The organism is Legionella sp. ST3F1 (assembly GCF_048553315.1).
In the GTDB taxonomy this organism is placed as follows: Bacteria; Pseudomonadota; Gammaproteobacteria; order Legionellales; family Legionellaceae; genus Tatlockia; species Tatlockia donaldsonii.
The window spans coordinates 21,591-40,452 of the sequence record NZ_JBLZIO010000021.1; the positions used below are offsets into that span (position 1 = coordinate 21,591).

Below are 18,862 nucleotides of genomic sequence, written 5' to 3' on the forward strand. Positions count from 1 at the left end.
CCAGGAAATGAATTGATTTCCTGGGTTGACCTCAGGTAATGGCAACTGCTTAACCAGTTATTATCTAATTTCAGAATCTTCCAGTATTTTTTTTGCCTGGTTGGCGCGATATTGTTGTATGAGAGTTCGGTATTGAGGGTATTTGTTACCGAGGATTGTGGTAGCCAACACAGCAGAATTAATGGCACCAGCTTTTCCGACAGCAAGCGTGCCAACAGGAATTCCAGCAGGCATTTGGACAATAGATAAAAGAGCATCCAGACCATTGGTAAATGTTGATGAAGGCATGGGAACGCCCAAGACTGGTAATAGGGTTTTGGCTGCAATAACCCCTGGTAAATGCGCAGCTCCACCAGCAGCGGCAATAATCACTTCGATCCCATTTTGTTCAGCGGATTGAATGTAAGTAAATAAAGCATCAGGAGTACGATGTGCTGAAAGTACTCGCACTTCGTGAGGAACATCAAATTTTTCAAGCATGAGACTGGCTTCTTCCATAATGGACCAATCTGATTTTGATCCCATTAAAATAGATACTAGTGTTTTTGACATAATCATTCCTGGCTAGTTGTTATTCAATACGCGCAATACTAATACTATAACGTCAATCCATTAAACATCTCATGCTTCTCGCGAGAAGGGGGGATGTTTGCAAAAGAGTTTATAGTAGAATGAACTAGAGTCAATCGATAACTTCGAACGGTGGTTATGAAAAATCTATGAGAACAACCGGGCTGCGGGTTAGATTTTCAGAGTAATGATTCTAAAAGGAGTCGATGTTCGCTTTATTTTTTGCAAGTCGACGAGTACTATTATAGCCAAATATCACAAGATCAGAGATATACGATTTGATGATGGACTTCAATAACCACCTAATACCCGAGCCAACCCCAACTGGTCAATTAGGAAAAGAAAAAGTTGTTATAATAATTCCGACCTATAATGAAATGTTCGTTATTAAGAACACCATTATGCAAGTATTTGCTGCTGTGGAAGCGATTGAGGATTTTGATGTTCATATCTTAATTTTTGATAGCAACTCAACAGATAAGACTCAAGATATTGTAAGCTCTCTACAAGATGATTATCCAAAATTGCATCTAAAAAGGGAGCAGGAAAAATCTGGTCTGGGATCCGCTTATTTACAAGCAATGAGATATGCTTTAACTGTGATGAATGCTGATATTGTCTTTGAGTTCGATGCAGATCTTTCTCATCAACCTAAATACATCAAGCCAATGCTGGAAAAAATAAAGGATTTTGATGTGGTGGTTGGTAGTCGTTATGTGCCTGGGGGGAGTATTCCAAAAAACTGGGAATGGCATCGTAAGGTATTTTCTGTACTGGGTAACTATGTTGCAAGAACAGTACTAACACCCAAATATAAAGACTTCACGAGCGGCTTTCGGGCAACGCGCCGACGAAGTTTGATTAACGTACTTCCTCAACGTTTTCTTTCTAATCATTATGCTTATAAACTACAACTACTTTGGTTGTTGCACAAAAGTAAAGCCAAAATTTGTGAATATCCTATAGAATTTATTGATAGAGAAGATGGAGAAAGTAAATTACCTAAGAACAGCATTATTGATGCTTTACAGGTTGTTTTTACTTTACGTTATTATGAGCTCAAACGTTATTTAAAAATGTGTTTAGTTGGTTTGATGGGTATGACAGTTCAATTTGTCGCGTATAATTTATTTCGCAAATACCTGCCGGCTTTTAATGCCTCACAACTCGCTGTATTAGCGGCGATTATTCATAATTTTATTTTAAATCGTAACTTTACTTTTAAGAGCAGTTTGAAGCTTAGCAAATTTTTTGAAATGAAGCGCCTGCTTTGGTTTGGTCTTTATTCGGTGGTTATGATTTATCTGCAGAGCTATTGGCTTAAATTTGGAATCACTTATTTAGGCAGTGGCTTTCTGCAAGAGAATCTGATTATTGGGGTTGGTATTGGTTTGGCTTCTCTTCTAAATTATTTTGCCTATTCTCGTCATGTATGGCCTGAGCCTAAAGTACTTAATCGTGACGTGCCAGATGATAGTAAGACAACGGCAACTTGATTAGGTGATAATTCTCAGGAACAGGTTCAGTCTTCAAGGTAAGATACAATGCTTTGCCAGCTTGTGGGGTTACACTAATCATTGAGTTACGTGCAAGGTAGGCGCCGGTATACCATTTATAATACAGGGCAGGGCTTACTGATATGATTTCATCATTTTTGCAGTAGTTGATTAGATAATTGAGATCTTCCAGCATGGCTTTATGACGGTTAAAGCCTGAAGCAAGATTTAAAACTATAGCAATACAAGCGACAAAAATCAGGCAACTCAAGCTTGTAAGTGTCTTAAAAAACCAAGGTTTACTCTTACAATAATCAGCAATTGTTTTAACAGATTCAAAACAAAAATACATCATTGCCAAGGTAAAAAAGGGTGCTGATTGCATAATATAGTTCAGTGCTTGTCGATGGCTGATGCCAACTGGCAAGGATGAAACCAATGCCAAGGCGAAAAAGAACCACGCTCTTTTTTCCTGTAAACTGGATTTAAATTTTTTAACAAGACTTTGCCCTTCAATTTTTGCGGAAATAGCCAAAGATAAAAGAGCAAAAACAGTCACCAAGCGGTAAGGTTTGTAAAAAAGGACAACGATATGTAAGTGGTTTAAGCCAACATAATTTAATTCACGTGTACCAGTAATTGAGGCCAGGAGTTGTTGGGAAAAATATTTTTGTGTATTAACCAGTGCTGCAGGCACCAATAAATAAAAACCACTCAGTAACAGGACCACAAGAGCGATTAAAAACAGGGTTTCTTTAATACCTTTAACAAGGGCTTGTTGTTCCAGGATAAGTTTGTTAAGTAGAGGCACTGCAAGAGGGAAAAATGCAGTAGGTCCATTACAAAAAAAAGCGACTAAAATGGCTATAGCACTAATCAGGTATTGGAGAAAGAAAGCTGATTTTGATTTTGTGTTAGCCAATAAGACTAAACTTGCGAAGGTGGTAAATAAGGTTAGGGTGCTTTCCAGCATATTACTGGTATAGATATGGTTTAAAGGAGTCAACAACCACAAAAACAATAATAATCCCAATGTCAGGAAACTCGTATTTTTATTTTTTAACCAATACCAGGAAATTAAAGCAAACTGCCCTAGTGCCATTAAAAATGAATAAAATTGCTCAACACCGAAGCCTTGGCCAAAAAGTCTAAAAAATAAAGACTGGAAATAAAAAACCAGAGGAGGGTGCTCATAAAATAAAGGAAAATCAGTTTGAGAGTAGTAAGGTTGCCACAAACTCCCGTAGCCGAGGCTTAAATTTTTAGCGATGGCCGCATAAATAACACCATCCATGAACATTCCCTGGCGCGTGAGAGGCAAAATGATGAATATCAACAACAGACTTAAAGAAAAAAAGCAGAGTGGGTACCAGGAACGACTCGAATGCATGGGTTATTTCCTAAATAAACGTCATCCAGTGCCAAAGTATAAAAACGAGGATTCGTAGCTGGCCATTGCAGCAGGCTCACATTCTCCACAAGCTAGTTAAGTGGCGTGAGTTAGCTGCAGACCTTAGCATGTGTGTAGTTTTTTTGCAAGGCAATTGCTTCAACGAGAGCCTGGCCTTCGAGCTGCTGTACGCGGGCTTTTAAACATTCCGGAGTGTCATTTGGTAAAACAGGGCAGGTTTTCTGCAAAATAATTGGTCCTGCATCGACTTGCTGAGTGACAAAATGAACTGTGCAGCCTGTTAAGTGGTCAGCGGATTCTAAAACAGCCTGATGTACTGCCAGATCCATAAGTCCTGCGTGAGCAGGCAACAGGGAAGGGTGGACATTAATGATTCGATTGTGCCAGGTTAAAACAAATGAGGCAGATAAGATGCGCATATAGCCCATTAAAACAACCAGATCGATATGATGTTGATGAAGTAGTGACGATAAATGATGGTCAAAATTTTCGCGACTTAAACCTTCTGGATTGACAAATATCGATTTAAGACCGAAATTTTTAGCTCGGGCTAGAATTCCTGCCTCAATTTTATTACTGAGCACCAAAGTGATGGTGGCACTCAGTTGCCCCTTAGCGATTGCAGTCACAAGTGCATCGAGATTGCTGCCACGTGTTGAACCCAGGATGGCTAAACGGATCATAAATTTCGGCGCCTTGCCATATCGTCAATACGATACTGGATTAATGGTTGAGTACCAATATCCTGACGGTGAAATAAAGGGCCATCAATACGAGAAATTTCATTTTCAGCATGCATTTCTGCAGTAAAAATAGTATCTGCAATGCCAACATAGGCTGCAGTCCTTGCACCCGCAGCAAAAATTTGGTTATCAATTTGGTTAACGGAGGCAAGGTACAAATTTCCCTGTTGTTGTATTTTACTGAAATCAACAACAAAATTTTTAATAGGATTATCTGGATAACCTTGAGGCACAGCGTATTTACAAACGGTAGCCTGCGGTGAAAATTTGATTTCTGCTTCGTTGAGTTTCCCGCTTATCATTGCCTGGCAAATTGCCAAAAAATCTGTTTCTAAAATGGATAGTACATTTAAAGCTTCCGGATCACCAAAGCGGGCATTAAATTCAATAACGAATATACCTTCTTTAGTTGCAATAAAACTGCCGTATAAAATACCGATGTATTTTTCGTCGAATTCGCGTGATAAAGCTTGAAAAACTGCCTGGTTAATAGCAAAAGCCTGGTTAATTTCATGTTCTGTTAAAAAAGGTAAGCGATGATTAGAATCGGAATAACTTCCCATTCCTCCTGTATTAGGGCCTTTATCCCCATCATAAGCGCGTTTATGATCTTGGACTAAAGGCATTGGAACCAGTTTTTCACCATCGGCAAAGCACATGAAGGAAAATTCTTGGCCGAGGAGTTTTTCTTCGACAAGGAAGGTTTGATTTTTAGCTATAATATCCTGGCAAAAAACGTTAGCTTCGGCAAACGAGTGTAACTGTTCTCCTGCCACTTTGACGCCTTTACCACTCATTAACCCATTTGCCTTAATAACATAGTTGCCTTCGCCCAGTTCATGAAGAAAGCTATCAAGATTGGCGAGACTGGAGAACTTTTGGTAACGAGGTAAGCCTGGAATATGGTATTGCTGCATGAGATCGCGAGCAAATTCCTTACTTGTTTCAATTTGTGCGAGCGCTTTTTTAGGGCCAATAGTTGGAATACCTGCTTGCCATAGAATATCAGCCATCCCTTTTTCCAGTGGCGCTTCGGGGCCAACAATAGCTAGCTCTATTTTCCATTGTTTTGCCTGGGCTAAGACAGCGGCGCAAGCGGTGATATCACCTGTACAATAATCAGCGGTGAGTGGTTTGATGGCTGGATTAACAAAGCTGGCATAGCAATACAATTGCGTCTTTTGTGGTGAGCGATAGAGAGCGTTGATTATCGCGTGTTCACGTGCGCCTGAACCAATAACAAGGATCTTCATTGTCTTAAGTCTCCGTTTCTTCTAGCTCCAGGCGATTCATTTTTCGCTGCTGCTCAAGCTGGATCATTTTTTGAGTATTTATCGTATTGCAGAAATAATTACCATCCATACATGACATACAAGGTTGTTTGATTTGATGGCGACCACGCCGGGTTACGGCCTCGATCAGATCAGGGTGAGACTGATACATTAACGCATCAACGCCCAGGTATTTGGCTATTTCTTCGTCTGTTAGGTGGGCCGCTATTAGTTCCTGACGGGAAGGTATATCAATACCGTTAAAACAGGGGTTTTTTATGGCGGGTGAGGTTGAGGCAAAATAAATTTTTTTAGCGCCAAATTCTCTTACCATTTTTACAATTTCACGTGATGTGGTACCTCGGACAATACTGTCATCCACAATCAATACATTTTTATTGGCGATTTCAGTTCGTTGAGGCGTTAGCTTATAGCGGATATTGCGTTTGCGAGTACTTTGATTAGGCATAATAAAAGTACGGCCTATAAATGGATTTTTATATAAGCCTTCCGAATACCGCACACCTAATTCATGAGCAAAAGACAAGGCTGCAGTATTGGCAGTGAAGGGTGCCGGAATAACAACATCTGGCAGGATATTGGGGTATTTTTTTTTCCATTGGAGAGCCAGGTTTTGTCCCATTCGCAAGCGCGCGCGATAGACACTAACGTTATTCAGAGTTGAATCCGGACGAGCAAAATAAACATATTCAAAAACACAGGGCCGAAATTCAGCAGTTTTTATTACTCGACGATATAATTTGCCCGCTCGATTAACATACGCTACTTCGCCTGGTTGAATATCTCCTTCCGGTTTAAAGCCAAGCGCATAAAACGGAGTCGTTTCCGAGGCAAAAATGATGTCTTTGCTATTATCAGATCTTGTGCGTGTCCCCCATACAAGTGGTCGAACGCCATGGGGATCGCGAAATGCAACCAATCCTTTTCCAATGACCGTACTGACGATAGAGTAGGCGCCCTCAACATGATTAAAAATATAGTCAACCGCTTTGCAGAGAAGCTCAAAGAAATCATCGTCATCCTCTTTTTTCTTGGTAGCCTCATTAACTAGTTGGTCAGCAAACATGAGCAATAGCGCTTCGGAATCTAATGAGGAATTAAGGTGACGATATTGTTTTAAGCGAATTTCATCGGCCAATTCCTGATAATTAGACAGGTTGCCATTATGGGCAAGCGCAATGCCGCGCGGACTTCCAATCCACAGGGGTTGAATGTCTGAGGCAGTATAGCCGCCTGCTGTAGGATAACGTGTGTGGCCGATGCCTATGTTTCCTTTCAGTGCAAGAACATTTTCAGAAGTAAAAACTTCTTGTACTAGCCCCAAACCACTTTGACTATAAAAACGTTGCTCACAAGTCAGAATACCTGCAGCGTCTTGTCCTCGATGCTGTAGATGAATAAGACTGTCATAGAGTTCGGAAGCCACTGGTTCATGACTGTAAATGCCGACTATGCCGCACATGATCTTACCTTAAATAATGGGAAATATTTCGTTTTATGCGTTGCTCCGCAGGTTCATCAAATTCACTAAAATCAAACTCTTGACTGGTAATCATTTCATAGAGCTGAATATAGCGTGCCGATAGCTCAGCAATTAATTCGCGCGGCGCTTGTGGTAAAACTTTATCGTTGTAGGGGTCACAGTGTTTGGCAAACCATAGGCGCACAAATTCCTTGTCGATGTTTTCTGGTTCTAAGCCTGCTGCGATACGAGCCTGATAATTAGTTGCTAACCAATAACGACTTGAATCAGGGGTATGAATTTCGTCAACTACCATGATATTGCCTTCCTTATCACGGCCGAATTCATATTTGGTATCGACTAGAATCAAACCATGCTTTTCAGCCCTTTCAACACCAGCTTGGTATAGCTTTAGTGCTAATGTGGAGGCGGCGGCCCAATCTTCTTCACTCATCCATCCTTCTGCGACAATCTCAGCAGGGGATATTGGTCGATCATGATGAGCTTCTTTTGTTGTTGGAGTTAGGACAGGTTCTTGTAATCGCTGATTTTTTTGTAGGCCTTCAGGAAAGTAAAGACCACAATAGTCACGAACACCCCGTTGGTATTGGGTCCATAATGACGTTTCTGTGGTGCCGGTAATATAGCCTCGGACGACAAATTCAATTGGAAAAACAGTACATTTTTTGGCGACAACTACATTGGGATCAGGTACCGCAATAATATGATTTGGAATAAGATGTCTGGTTTGCTCAAACCACCAGGCGGAAGTTAGGTTTAATACGGCTCCTTTATAAGGAATCAGAGCAAGATGTCTATCAAAGGCAGTTAATCTATCGGTGGTAATTAAGAGAATATGTCCGCCAAGATCATAAAAATCTCGTACTTTACCTTGATTTTTTTTACCGAAAGGTAGGTTTGTTTTACTGAGGCAAAAGGGTAATGCTGCCTGAATTTCATCACAATAATTGGTAGTCATATTGATAGCATTCATGTGCGTATTGATTCCTAATTATGTTTGTTAACAAAATAGAGTTGATTAATTCATTGATATCGGCTGTATCGCTCTTGAACTGCCATACCACACCGTAGCTAATTTTTTTTACTCCTTTTACGGAGTAATGGCTTGTCAGGGTTTGTAAGGCCTGCTGCCCTATCAGATCGTCTTTTGCACGTACAAGGAAGGTTGGACTCTGTGTTTGCTCAAGCTCACCGACTGTGGCTAATTGTTCTTTACGAGGACAATATAAAACCTCACTCTTTTTTATTTGCTCAATCATGTCTTGCGAGTCACAATCAATTTCCCAATGCACAAAGCGCTGAACAAGGACAGGAAAACCTAATTGCCTTAATGTTTGTTGTACAGTTAAAGCTTGATTGTCAGTAATAATTAATTTAACCAGACACTGATAACTGCCAGGAATTTTGTTAAAAGGCTGTAATTCGACGGAGGTCTGGGCGGAGACCTTTCTGCTGACTGGTGTTTGTTCCTTTTTAGTTTCGATATAAGCACGCATAGAAGTAAAAATGGGATCGCCGTGGATTGTGCGTTCAGGATGAGGCATGATTGCCATAACATTTCCTGTTGTGTTGCAAATGGCAGCAATATTTTTTACAGAACCATTGGGGTTAATAGGGAAATTGTCAATTAACTCTCCCTGTTCATCACAGTACTGAAAGAGAATTAACCCCTGTTTTTCTAATTTTTCTAATAAGGCTTCCGGCATAATAAAACGTCCTTCACCATTGGCAGTAGGTAAATGGATTAGATCGCTGGCGGAGAGATGAGAAGTGAAAGCATTATCCCGATAATGAGTAGCAAGCCGCAGGTTAATCCAGGCATTGTAAAAACCTGTTCCTATTATTTTACCATCTACAATTCGTTTATTATCTGTTAGTGCCACAGTATCGTCGGTATCCAAGCCTGGTACCAGGCCTGATTCAACTAGTATTTGTGCTCCATTGCAGATACCCAATACAGGTTTACCCTGTTCACTTTGATGTTTTATTTCCTGCATGAGGGGCGCTAAAGCGGCAATAATTCCAGCACGCGAGCGATCTTCGTAAGAAAAACCACCAACGAGGACGTAACCATCCATACTATGCAATTTTGACAGAGACTCATTCCATAAAAAGTCGATTGGTTCCATACCGGCGCGTTTTATCGCTAAAGCTGTTTCCCGTTCACAATTGGAGCCTGGAAATTGGATTAACCCTATGCGAATCATAATAGTTGCACCTGTCTGTCCCCTTTTACTACACGGCCTATCTCGTAAAGAGGGAACGATGGAAAGTTGAGTAAGACTTCCTGAACAGAACTAAGGACTTCAGGGGCTAAAAATAAAACCAAGCCTGCACCCATATTAAAGGTACGGTACATCTGGTTATCATCCAGGTTGCCGAGTTTGCGCAAAAGATTAAATAGAGGTTGCTCTGGAATTTGTTTCTTGGTGATTTCTACACTGCAATCGGACGGTAGAATACGAGGAATATTTTCTAATAAACCGCCGCCTGTAATATGCGCCATCCCCTTTATGGGTAGGTTCTTCTCTAGAATTTTCAAAATGGGTTGCGTGTAATTCAGATGAGGGATTAATAATTCTTCACCGATGGTATGATTAAAATCCTGGAACCGGGATTCAACGTTATAACCAGCAATATCAAAAAGCAATTTTCTCGCAAGAGAATAACCATTGGTATGTAAACCACTGGAAGGAAATGCCAGAACAAGATCACCTGCACAGATGTTTTTTCCCAATATAGCCTTGTCTTTTTCAACTACACCCGTGACGACACCAACCAGGTCAAACTCTCCAGGAAGATAGGTGCCAGGCATTTCTGCTGTTTCACCGCCGACAAGAGAAATACCTTCGTTGCGGCAAGCAGAAGCAATGCCTTTGACAATTTGCTCTACAACGAATGGTTTTAATTTAGCATTGGCAATGTAGTCAAGCAAAGTGAGGGGTTTGGCTCCCATCACCAGAATGTCATTGGTTGTCGCACTGACAAGATCAATACCGATAGTGTCAAATTTCTGCATCATTTTGGCGACCATCATTTTTGTACCAACTCCATCAATGCTTTGGACAAGTACAGGGTGCTCATAATGATGCATGAGGTATTTCAAATCATACAAGGCTCCGAAACTGCCTATCCCCGTTAATACTTGTGGAGAGAAGGTACTTTCTACTGCTTGTTTAATGCGCCGAACCGCTTCGTTACCCGCTTCCACATCAACTCCAGCCATTTTATAATTAATGCTAGACATTTAGATTAACCTCTCTCTTAAGCCATTTTCCCAGGCATTACTGGCGATGCTAATGGGCAAATTAATCACGGAATTGAAAGTCAAAACAGGAACGGCGATGGTTTCTCCAATCGCTGTATATGAAATAGGATAAGAACCGAATAATTGTTCCAATTCACTTAAATTTTCTGGTGATACCTCAAGGATAAATCCACCGCTTTCAGAGAATAATTTTTTGTTAGTTGGTAAATCACCAGGAATAAAGACATTCACACCAATTTTATTTTTAAAACTCATTTCTGCCAGTGCGACGGCTATCCCCCCTTCGGAAATATCATGGGCGGATAAAATCAAACCACGCTGGATAGCTGAATAGACTGCTGTAATTTCATTGGCAAAGGAAGTTAGATCGGGTTTAGGAAGTTGGCTACCAAGCTGCTGGTGAAGTTGATAATAAATACTGCCACCACATTCATCTTTGCGTTCACCTAATAATAGCAGAACTGAACCTGGGCGTTTTAAGGCATAAGTCAGTGCTTTGGAGAAATCAGGCATGGATCCAATACAACTAATAATAGGGCTGGGTGGAATAGAGCCTTGTGCAGACTCATTATATAAAGAAACATTGCCGGAAATAATAGGCAGGCTGACATCAGGAGCTTCTATCATGGTGACTGCCTTGCAGGCAGCGACAATTCCTCGTACTGAGTCCACAAACTCACCCATTTGGACTTGGTTTTCTGGATTGCCAAAACATAAGCAATCAGTCAGTGCAAGTGGCCAAGCTCCTATAGCAACAATGTTACGCACTGATTCCAGGACGGCATTAATTGCTCCCCAGTAAGCGTCAATTTTGTTATAACGAGGATTGTGATCGATGGATAAGGCAATACCGGTAAGACGAATTTCCTCCGGGTATTTATCTTCGTTAAAAGGTGCTATCAGGCCGGCATCAGCCCAGCCTGGTTCTATAATTGTGCGACCTTGTACCTGTTTATCATAAGTTTCAAACACAGCTGCGCGAGAAGCAATATTTTCATGTGCCAAAAGACGTAGAAGAATCTCATTCGAGTCATCGTTTGCGAAGGGCTCTGGTTCAGTGCAGATTTTATTTTTTGTACAATAGGGGCGATCGTAGAGAATGCCTTGCGTGATATCTTTGGCCTGAGCAGAAACAATGGTTTTATTTTTGTATTTAACAACATATAAACCATCATTTCTTAATTTACCAATGACTGTTGCCTGTGCGCCATTACAGATTTCGGGAAGAGCAAAATGTTCGTTATAATGGGTTAGCAATGGGGTAACTAACTCTTTGGGGACTACCCACATGAAACGCTCCTGGGTCTCAGAGCACAGGATCACTGCAGGTAATAAGTTCTCCATGCTGGTTGGTACTGAGTCGAGCTCAATGTCTGCTCCATAGCCGCCAGCCTCCGCTAGTTCCACACTGGCACAAGCTATTCCACCAGCGCCAAGATCCTTAAAGCCCACACGGCTAAGCAGGTTTTGTTCTCGTAGCAAGTTAAAAAAAGCATAATTGGCTTTAAGAAGGTGACGTTGTAAAAAAGCATTGGGTTCTTGCACCGCCCCTTTATTTTGCTCTTCCTGTTCAGTACTGAGTGTCGCAGAGGCAAAAGCAGCGCCGCCAAAACCGCTGTTATCGGTGGGCTTGCCAATCAGGACAAAATAATAATCTTCTGCATTGGCAGGGGCATAAGAGTGGATTATTTGATCTTCTCGGACGACACCTAAAGTAACAAGAGTTACCAGGCAATTTTCATTGTAGGCCTCATCGAAATACAAATCGCCAGCAAGGTTAGGAATACCAAGGGGATTGGCATAACCTGCAATACCCTGGACAACGCCTTTTTGGATCCATTTCGTTTTAGCACGATTGATATCACCAAAGCGCAAGCTGTCTGCAACGGCGATCACTTCAGCACCCATACAGCAGACATCCCGAACATTGCCTCCTACGCCTGTTGCTGCCCCTTCAAAAGGAACTAGTTGTGAAGGATGATTATGTGATTCATGACTCACGACAATTCCGTAACGTAAGCCCTGACGATCGGTCGCTACAGCAACAATTCCAGCATCTTCTTTGGGTCCGAGAATGACATGAGGGGCAGTTGTAACAAACTGATTCAGATACTTGCGACTGCTTTTGTATGAGCAATGTTCAGAACCCTGTATCGACCATAACACGCACTCGGCGTAAGTAGGGGGGCGTTTTAACAAGCGGTTCTGGATAGTGAGCGCTTCTTCAACGGTCAAGCGTAGATTAAATTGCTGCAGCAAACGGGCGATTTCCTCAGAGGATAATCGAGAGAAATCAAAGCAATCAGGCGTTTCTTGCATTTGCAGGCGCTAACCATCAAGCTAGAAAGTGCCCCATACCATAGCGAGATTTTAGAGGAAAAGCAAACGTTTAATTTTGGGTTTTTTTAAAGCAATTTCAGTTAATTATGCAAAAATAGTGCATCCTTGTTGTGCTAATTTAGGTAGCCAATCAGGCAAAAGCAGGGATTTATTCAATCGCAAATCAAGTTTTTCAAGCTTGCTCAATGTCTGGAGTGTGGCTGGAAGTTCGGATAGTTGATTGGCTCGCAAATCAAGGAACCGTAGTGCTTTAAGTTGACCAATTGATTCCGGGAGATGAGTTAGTTGATTATTGCGCAGATCTAGGTCAGTGAGTTTTTTAAGATCACCAATGCTTGCAGGGAGGGTATTTAATCGATTATTTTCCAACATCAATTTTCGTAAATTGGTTAGTTTGCCGATCGATAAAGGTAATTGGGTTAGTTGATTTTCCATGACATATAATTCTTTCAATTTTGCTAACTTGCTTAAGGCTTCAGGTAAGTTTTGAAGTTGATTCCTGTATAGGCGTAATTCAATAAGATTACTTAATTTTCCCAGGGAATCGGGAAGCGAAGTAAATTGATTATAAGTTAAATTTAGATAGAGGAGATTTTTTAAATTTCCAAAAGTTTTGGGCAGTGTTTGAAGTTGATTGCCACCTAAATAAAGAAAACGTAGTTTGCTCAAATTACCGAGTGATTCGGGGATTTCAGTTAATTGATTGTGCTGAATATCGCAAATTTGCAAATTTTTTAGTTGGGAAATATTTTCTGAAAAAGAGGCAATTTTATTTGCACTTAGATTGACCGCCTCTAAGGTTTCTATCGCAAAAAAAGAAGAGGGTAAATCGGTTAAATAGTTATTATAGAGACTTATTTTTTTAAGCTTGTTTAGCTGAGAAATATTTTCAGGTAATTGCCTTATACAATTTTGATCGAGATAAAGTGTTTCTAACTGGTTATATTCTATAATTTCCTTAGGAAAAGAAACGAGATCACTATTGGTTAAATTCAATAACTTCATTGGTTAATTCTCTTATTAAGTCAGCAGCCGATTTCTCTTGGCATAAATGAGCTGCTTGTCCAGCCCATAAGGCCATAAAATCCGTGCAATTTTGTTTTGCTGCCTCAACACGCATACTCCTTGTTAAGGCATTTTGTATTGGATAGGCAAGAATAGAGTTCTCTTGGTTTGTTAAGCGTTCGGTAAATTTGTTTCTTATGCCGCGAGCAAATTTCCCTGAAAATGCCGTGGTAAGTACGGTATTGTCTTTCCGACTAGTTAATAAAACTTCTTTATATTTTGGATGAATTCCTGATTCCACGCAGGTTAAAAAAGCGGTTCCCATTTGTATGCCCATAGCTCCAAGAGCGAGAGTCTCAGTTATATGGTTACTATTCATGATACCGCCTGCGGCAATAACCGGTATTTTTACCTGAGTTTTTAATAAAGGTAATAGTTCTCTAAGCTCAAGCAGAGCATCTTCGGCTTTACCAAGGAAAGTACCGCGATGACCACCTGCCTCTTTACCTTGTACAACCAGGATATCAATACCAGATTTTTCGAGAAGCAAGGCTTCTTCAACCGTAGTGGCAGTCCCAATCAAGATAGTACTATTTCTTTTTAATTGGGTTACCCACTGTGGTGCAAGTACGCCGAAAGTAAAGCTGAAAATAGGTATTCTTTCTTCCACAATAACCTTCATTTGCTCCTCGAAAGAAGGGGTATAAGGAGGATTGATGGGTTTAACTTCGTGCTTAAGTTCTACGCAAGCATTAGTAATCACTTTACAAGTTTGTTGAATTTGTTGTTGGCTGGCTACGGCTATTTCAGGAATGAACAGATTTACTGCAAATGGTTTATCAGTCAAAGCACGAGTTTTAAGAATATTCTCTCTAAGTTCGTTGGCGGTTAAATAGCCTGCACCAAGAGAACCAATCGCTCCGGCATTACAGACAGCCGCAACTAAGGATGGTGTTGTCGCGCCTCCCGCCATGGGTGCTTGAATGAGAGGAAAGTGGCTACCTAGTTGTTTGCTAAGTCTTGTCTGCGGCATCAATGTTCTCGTTACGGAGGAAAGACTAATTGGCTATTCAGGTGAAAAACTATAACAGATAGTCGAACAATGTGAAGACAGGCTGGAAATACTATCTTCTTGTCGGTATGATTTTTATATTCAGGTATGAAAAGGTAATCCCCATGCGTCTTAGTTTTGCTATCTCACTCATTGCTATAGCGTTGAGTGCATACGCTAGTGATGATTTTGACCGCCAACAAATTGAACAAAGAATTAAACCGATTGGTCAGGTACGTGTGGAAGGACAAGAGCCCGCACCGACTGCTACTGCCAAACCAGTTAAAGCTGAAGCCAGCGCTGCTAAAGAAGCTCCTGGACAGGCTACTTATGAAAAATATTGTTCGGTTTGTCACCGTGATGGTGTGGCGGGGGCACCTAAATTTCGAGTCGCGGCTGATTGGAAACCACGAATTGAACAAAAGAAATTGGATGGGCTTGTTGCTTCATCTCTTAAAGGACTGAACGCCATGCCCCCGAAGGGAACCTGCCAAGAATGCAGCGAAGACGATCTTAAGCAAGCTATTCAATATATGACATCAGAACATGAATAAAGTTATTTATCGACAGGGACAAATTTTATTGGCAGGGTTAAGTTTTTTTATCCTTATAAGTTCTTTTTATTTTCAATATGTAAAGAATTTGCAGCCTTGCCCTTTGTGCCTCATGCAACGCCTGTGTGTTTTTTTATTGTTTATATTAGGCTTGATAGGGATTTATGCAGAGCGGATTAAGCCGCGTAAAATCATCGCCGTGTTGCAAATTATTTTTGCTTTGGGCGGTGTATTTTTTGCTGGCCGCCAACTGTGGCTGCAAGCCTTACCTGCCGGCCAAGCTCCGGCTTGTATGCCTGATTTAGGAGTCTTAGTGCGGTATTTTCCCTGGAGCGATGTTTTACATGCTCTTTTTTGGGGCGCAGGGGATTGTGCTGAGGTTAATTGGACTTGGCTTGGCCTTTCCATGCCTGCCTGGTCAGCTTTTTATTTTTTATTTATGCTGGTAGCTGCTATTTTTATCATCCGCCGAGTAGAAACTTAAATTATATGTTTTACTGACCTGGTATTGACAGCTTGACGTCATGGGCTGCTCATACTAAGGACCTATGCTTAACTGCAATGCGTTGAAACAAACCATGAAACAAACCATGTCAATCAAACTGGTAAAATAGGAAACTCGGAATAGTCATTTATGGGGGCAATAAAGTATTTTTACCAGTGATGATGCCGAGAGGACGAGTAAATACTGGTAAATATGAGGCCACTTGGCTATCATCGCACACCATTACAATCGATAAAACAAGTTATGACGAACAAGTTCCATTGCGAGGTTCTTAAGAATTATCCTTTCAACAAAGCACGGGTTACACGTGTTAATACTCCCCACGGTGATTTTGTAACACCAGTATTTATGCCTGTTGGCACTCGAGCTGGTGTGAATAATATGACCCCGCGCGAATTACAAGAGGCGGGAAGTCAGATAATCCTGGGTGGCAATACTTACCATATGCTTTGTGCCCCTGGCATGCAGATCATTGAGCAAGCGGGAGGGATGCATCGTTTTATGGGTTGGCAAGGCCCCATGCTAACAGATAGCGGGGGCTTTCAAGTATTTTCTTTGTCCAAGAATAAAGAGATTTGTACTATCGATGAAGAGGGGGCGCATTTCAAATTGCCAGGTACACAGCGTTTGATTCATATGACCCCTGAAATGTCTTTGGAAACACAAAAAATTATCGGTGCTGATATCATTATGGCTTTTGATCAATGCACCCCCGACAGTTGTTCTCGTGAAGAAGTACAGAAGATAATGGTGCGTACACACCGTTGGCTTAAACAGTCGATAGCCTATCATGAGCGATATCCGAATTCTCGTTATGGTGCAAGCCAGGCTTTATTTGGTATTGTCCAAGGGGGTATTTACGAAGAGCTGCGACGAGAAAGTGCTGATTTTGTCTCTTCCATGCATACAGATGGCATTGCGATTGGTGGAGAAACAGTAGGTTTTGATATGCCAACTACTGTGGAAATAATTCGTTGGGTCAGGGAGTACCTGCCCGAGAATAAGCCGCGCTATACCATGGGAGTAGGTATGTCGCCGCAAGATTTATTGGATGTTGTTGCTGAAGGGATTGATATGTTTGATTGTGTTGCCCCAACGCGTAATGCTCGTCACGGTGCTCTGTATTGTGGTGAACTTCTTCCCGAAGGTCAGTGGTTACGATTTGTCAGTAGTTATGAGAATCAGCGTATTCAGATTAAGAAAGCCTGTTTTGCGGATGATACATCACCGGTGATGGCTAGCTGTTTGTGTTATACTTGCAGGAATCACTCGCGTGCTTTTTTACATCATCTTTCTAAACAAAAGGCTAATTTGTTCACCGCATTGGCAAGTATACATAATATCCATGTAATGCATGATGTTTGTGCTAAAATGCGCGACCTAATACTTGCGTCATAATCTTTAAGAGATAACAGGAGACATAATGATTTTAATTTCTACTTCAAAAGGCGATATTCGTATACAGTTGGATGAAGAAAATACCCCAAAAACCGCCGAAAATTTTCGCAACTATGTTCGTAAGGGTTTTTACAATGATACGATCTTTCATCGTGTAATTGATGGTTTTATGATTCAAGGCGGTGGATTGACTGCTGAGATGACGCAGAAGCCAACAGAGGCATCGATTTCTAACGAAGCTAAATCAGCCAAAGCGAATAAACGAGGCACCATCGCTATGGCTAGAACGATGGATCCTCATTCAGCAACAGCGCAATTTTTTATTAATGTCGCCGATAATGCCTTCTTGAATTTTAGTGGGGAGCATCCACAAGGGTATGGTTATTGTGTCTTTGGTGAGGTGACTGACGGGATGGATGTTGTTGATGCCATTGTGAAAGTTAAGACAGGACAACGCATGGGGCATGCAGATGTGCCCTTGGAAGATGTTGTTATTCATGAAATTAGTGAAATTTGATGACAAACTGCTTAATCGGCGGTGAATTATTTTCGCCGCCGTTTGCGCAGACTTTCTGAGTAGTCAAATTTGGGCATTTCAATGTGAAAGAAAATAGCAAGTAGACGAGCGGAGAAAATAGCAATTAATGTAATGATTACATTGAGTTCATTGGCAACATGGAAATGTGCCAGAATAATAAATAGTAAGGCTCCGGCCAAAGCAATAACGGCATACAGTTCTTTACGCAGCACAAGCGGGATATCATTGCACAATATGTCGCGTAACATACCACCACAAATACCTGTAATCAGGCCACTAATAATGGCGATGCTAGGAGAAAGGCCGCTGGCAAGAATTTTTTGGGTGCCGATGATCACAAAAGCTGATAAACCCAATGCATCGAGTATAAGGAAAACCTTCATAATCCGAACCAGTGAATGGGCAATAAAAATAGTTAAAAAAGCACAGGCTGAAGTGTATAATAGGTATTCAGGATGAGCGACCCAAGTCAGCGGATGCGTATTAAAAAGAGCGTCGCGTACGGTTCCGCCGCCGAGAGCAGTAATACAGGCAATCAACATGACTCCAAAAAAATCCATTTTTTTTCGACCTGCAGCGATGGCACCAGTGATTGCTTCCACACAAATGCCCATAATAAATAGGTAATGTAATAACATAGTTTTGCATTGCGTCAAAAAGATGCAATCATAACACTGTTTATCTGACTGGCGAAATAGAACGTATACGCTAGGCTTATAATAAATAACCCCTTAGAGTTTTGGAGAGAGGATAATGATTGACGAACAACCTACACCATCCAAATTTATTAATGCAGTCGACAAGGAAATGCATGACAGTATTTTACGGTTAGATCAAAAGCTTAAAGGTTTATTGGCAGAGATCCAGGTAAAAAAAGAATCGATGGCTTTGGAAAAAACTGACGAGGTAATTGAGAATCGTAAAAAACATTTATTAATCTTGGAGGATGAAGTAAGTCAAGCAATAGAAAGCATCAGAACACTGGTTAATATGACTGTTTCTGAGGAATTAAGTGATGAAGAATTTAATGCCATAAATCAGGAAAATTTGGAATCATTACGCCAAGTTTTTGATGATAATATTGACAAAATTACTAAATTGCAAAAGGCCTTTTAATGCTAAAAAACGGCTTATTCTAATAGACTGTCCAGTAATAAAGCTGTGCAGAGTTATGGCAAATGAACCAGATATCGTATTGACAGGATGAT

At 41.0% G+C, this 18,862-nt stretch carries 18 protein-coding genes; 6 read left to right on the plus strand and 12 right to left on the minus strand.

Going from position 1 to position 18,862, the window contains the following annotated elements:
* Window positions 1–60: 60 nt before the first annotated feature.
* Window positions 61–552, minus strand: coding sequence for a 5-(carboxyamino)imidazole ribonucleotide mutase (gene purE / locus ACN4Z1_RS13140; RefSeq protein ID WP_115220393.1), 492 nt, complete (start codon window positions 550–552; stop codon window positions 61–63).
* A 302-nt stretch (window positions 553–854) separates the two neighbouring features.
* Between purE and ACN4Z1_RS13145 the strand changes: the two genes are divergently transcribed.
* Window positions 855–2,066: a glycosyltransferase family 2 protein gene (locus ACN4Z1_RS13145; protein ID WP_370634525.1), complete on the plus strand. Its 1,212-nt coding sequence runs from the start codon at window positions 855–857 to the stop codon at window positions 2,064–2,066.
* On the opposite strand, the gene ACN4Z1_RS13150 is transcribed toward ACN4Z1_RS13145, so the two are convergent.
* From ACN4Z1_RS13150 to ACN4Z1_RS13195, 10 genes are all read right to left on the minus strand, one after another.
* A complete protein-coding gene (locus ACN4Z1_RS13150; protein WP_419388233.1) occupies window positions 2,023–3,456 on the minus strand; it encodes a hypothetical protein in 1,434 nt (477 codons plus the stop codon). The two genes, ACN4Z1_RS13145 and ACN4Z1_RS13150, sit on opposite strands and share 44 nt — an antisense overlap.
* A 110-nt stretch (window positions 3,457–3,566) precedes the next feature.
* The gene (purN, locus tag ACN4Z1_RS13155) at window positions 3,567–4,160 is read right to left on the minus strand and encodes a phosphoribosylglycinamide formyltransferase (protein ID WP_115220396.1); all 594 of its coding nucleotides are present in this window, start codon (window positions 4,158–4,160) and stop codon (window positions 3,567–3,569) included.
* Window positions 4,157–5,473, minus strand: coding sequence for a phosphoribosylamine--glycine ligase (gene purD / locus ACN4Z1_RS13160; RefSeq protein ID WP_419388234.1), 1,317 nt, complete (start codon window positions 5,471–5,473; stop codon window positions 4,157–4,159). Before purD ends, purN begins: the two co-directional genes overlap by 4 nt.
* Before the next feature lie 4 nt (window positions 5,474–5,477).
* Complete coding sequence (gene purF, locus ACN4Z1_RS13165) at window positions 5,478–6,974, minus strand: amidophosphoribosyltransferase (protein WP_228362804.1); 1,497 nt, start codon at window positions 6,972–6,974, stop codon at window positions 5,478–5,480.
* Between the two features lie 4 nt (window positions 6,975–6,978).
* Window positions 6,979–7,968, minus strand: a complete 990-nt coding sequence (locus ACN4Z1_RS13170; protein ID WP_228362803.1) for a phosphoribosylaminoimidazolesuccinocarboxamide synthase — start codon at window positions 7,966–7,968, stop codon at window positions 6,979–6,981.
* The gene (gene purQ, locus ACN4Z1_RS13175; RefSeq protein ID WP_228362802.1) at window positions 7,934–9,202 is read right to left on the minus strand and encodes a phosphoribosylformylglycinamidine synthase I; all 1,269 of its coding nucleotides are present in this window, start codon (window positions 9,200–9,202) and stop codon (window positions 7,934–7,936) included. Before purQ ends, ACN4Z1_RS13170 begins: the two co-directional genes overlap by 35 nt.
* A complete protein-coding gene (purM, locus tag ACN4Z1_RS13180) occupies window positions 9,199–10,242 on the minus strand; it encodes a phosphoribosylformylglycinamidine cyclo-ligase (protein WP_228362801.1) in 1,044 nt (347 codons plus the stop codon). Before purM ends, purQ begins: the two co-directional genes overlap by 4 nt.
* Window positions 10,243–12,582, minus strand: a complete 2,340-nt coding sequence (gene purL, locus ACN4Z1_RS13185; RefSeq protein WP_419388235.1) for a phosphoribosylformylglycinamidine synthase subunit PurL — start codon at window positions 12,580–12,582, stop codon at window positions 10,243–10,245. It lies immediately after the preceding gene.
* Between the two features lie 105 nt (window positions 12,583–12,687).
* A complete protein-coding gene (locus ACN4Z1_RS13190) occupies window positions 12,688–13,608 on the minus strand; it encodes a leucine-rich repeat domain-containing protein (RefSeq protein WP_419388236.1) in 921 nt (306 codons plus the stop codon).
* Window positions 13,583–14,641: an NAD(P)H-dependent flavin oxidoreductase gene (locus tag ACN4Z1_RS13195; protein ID WP_419388237.1), complete on the minus strand. Its 1,059-nt coding sequence runs from the start codon at window positions 14,639–14,641 to the stop codon at window positions 13,583–13,585. The genes ACN4Z1_RS13190 and ACN4Z1_RS13195 overlap by 26 nt, the downstream gene beginning before the upstream one ends.
* Before the next feature lie 143 nt (window positions 14,642–14,784).
* Here ACN4Z1_RS13195 and ACN4Z1_RS13200 point away from each other — a divergent pair, with 143 nt between their 5' ends.
* From ACN4Z1_RS13200 to ACN4Z1_RS13215, 4 genes are all read left to right on the plus strand, one after another.
* Entirely contained in the window at window positions 14,785–15,213 is a 429-nt protein-coding gene (locus ACN4Z1_RS13200) for a c-type cytochrome (protein WP_419386182.1), read from the plus strand.
* Window positions 15,206–15,697 carry a disulfide bond formation protein B gene (locus ACN4Z1_RS13205; RefSeq protein ID WP_228362796.1) on the plus strand — a complete coding sequence of 164 codons (492 nt, stop codon included), beginning with the start codon at window positions 15,206–15,208 and terminating at the stop codon, window positions 15,695–15,697. The genes ACN4Z1_RS13200 and ACN4Z1_RS13205 overlap by 8 nt, the downstream gene beginning before the upstream one ends.
* A gap of 264 nt (window positions 15,698–15,961) precedes the next feature.
* The gene (gene tgt / locus ACN4Z1_RS13210; RefSeq protein WP_419388238.1) at window positions 15,962–17,116 is read left to right on the plus strand and encodes a tRNA guanosine(34) transglycosylase Tgt; all 1,155 of its coding nucleotides are present in this window, start codon (window positions 15,962–15,964) and stop codon (window positions 17,114–17,116) included.
* A 25-nt stretch (window positions 17,117–17,141) separates the two neighbouring features.
* Window positions 17,142–17,633: a peptidylprolyl isomerase gene (locus ACN4Z1_RS13215; RefSeq protein ID WP_115220407.1), complete on the plus strand. Its 492-nt coding sequence runs from the start codon at window positions 17,142–17,144 to the stop codon at window positions 17,631–17,633.
* A 26-nt stretch (window positions 17,634–17,659) separates the two neighbouring features.
* Here the strand turns inward: ACN4Z1_RS13215 and ACN4Z1_RS13220 are convergent, their stop codons facing one another.
* Window positions 17,660–18,292, minus strand: coding sequence for a trimeric intracellular cation channel family protein (locus tag ACN4Z1_RS13220; protein ID WP_115220408.1), 633 nt, complete (start codon window positions 18,290–18,292; stop codon window positions 17,660–17,662).
* A gap of 115 nt (window positions 18,293–18,407) precedes the next feature.
* Here ACN4Z1_RS13220 and ACN4Z1_RS13225 point away from each other — a divergent pair, with 115 nt between their 5' ends.
* Window positions 18,408–18,770 carry a hypothetical protein gene (locus ACN4Z1_RS13225; RefSeq protein ID WP_115220409.1) on the plus strand — a complete coding sequence of 121 codons (363 nt, stop codon included), beginning with the start codon at window positions 18,408–18,410 and terminating at the stop codon, window positions 18,768–18,770.
* Window positions 18,771–18,862 lie beyond the last annotated feature (92 nt).

Coding starts and splice junctions, on each gene's coding strand:
- tgt (WP_419388238.1), top strand. CDS start 15,962: ATGACGAACAAGTTCCATTGCGAGGTTCTTAAGAATTATCCTTTCAAC.
- purM (WP_228362801.1), bottom strand. CDS start 10,242: ATGTCTAGCATTAATTATAAAATGGCTGGAGTTGATGTGGAAGCGGGT.
- ACN4Z1_RS13205 (WP_228362796.1), top strand. CDS start 15,206: ATGAATAAAGTTATTTATCGACAGGGACAAATTTTATTGGCAGGGTTA.
- ACN4Z1_RS13225 (WP_115220409.1), top strand. CDS start 18,408: ATGATTGACGAACAACCTACACCATCCAAATTTATTAATGCAGTCGAC.
- purE (WP_115220393.1), bottom strand. CDS start 552: ATGTCAAAAACACTAGTATCTATTTTAATGGGATCAAAATCAGATTGG.
- ACN4Z1_RS13220 (WP_115220408.1), bottom strand. CDS start 18,292: ATGTTATTACATTACCTATTTATTATGGGCATTTGTGTGGAAGCAATC.
- ACN4Z1_RS13150 (WP_419388233.1), bottom strand. CDS start 3,456: ATGCATTCGAGTCGTTCCTGGTACCCACTCTGCTTTTTTTCTTTAAGT.
- ACN4Z1_RS13145 (WP_370634525.1), top strand. CDS start 855: ATGGACTTCAATAACCACCTAATACCCGAGCCAACCCCAACTGGTCAA.
- purD (WP_419388234.1), bottom strand. CDS start 5,473: ATGAAGATCCTTGTTATTGGTTCAGGCGCACGTGAACACGCGATAATC.
- ACN4Z1_RS13195 (WP_419388237.1), bottom strand. CDS start 14,641: ATGCCGCAGACAAGACTTAGCAAACAACTAGGTAGCCACTTTCCTCTC.
- purL (WP_419388235.1), bottom strand. CDS start 12,582: ATGCAAGAAACGCCTGATTGCTTTGATTTCTCTCGATTATCCTCTGAG.
- ACN4Z1_RS13170 (WP_228362803.1), bottom strand. CDS start 7,968: ATGAATGCTATCAATATGACTACCAATTATTGTGATGAAATTCAGGCA.
- purQ (WP_228362802.1), bottom strand. CDS start 9,202: ATGATTCGCATAGGGTTAATCCAATTTCCAGGCTCCAATTGTGAACGG.
- ACN4Z1_RS13215 (WP_115220407.1), top strand. CDS start 17,142: ATGATTTTAATTTCTACTTCAAAAGGCGATATTCGTATACAGTTGGAT.
- ACN4Z1_RS13190 (WP_419388236.1), bottom strand. CDS start 13,608: ATGAAGTTATTGAATTTAACCAATAGTGATCTCGTTTCTTTTCCTAAG.
- purF (WP_228362804.1), bottom strand. CDS start 6,974: ATGTGCGGCATAGTCGGCATTTACAGTCATGAACCAGTGGCTTCCGAA.
- purN (WP_115220396.1), bottom strand. CDS start 4,160: ATGATCCGTTTAGCCATCCTGGGTTCAACACGTGGCAGCAATCTCGAT.
- ACN4Z1_RS13200 (WP_419386182.1), top strand. CDS start 14,785: ATGCGTCTTAGTTTTGCTATCTCACTCATTGCTATAGCGTTGAGTGCA.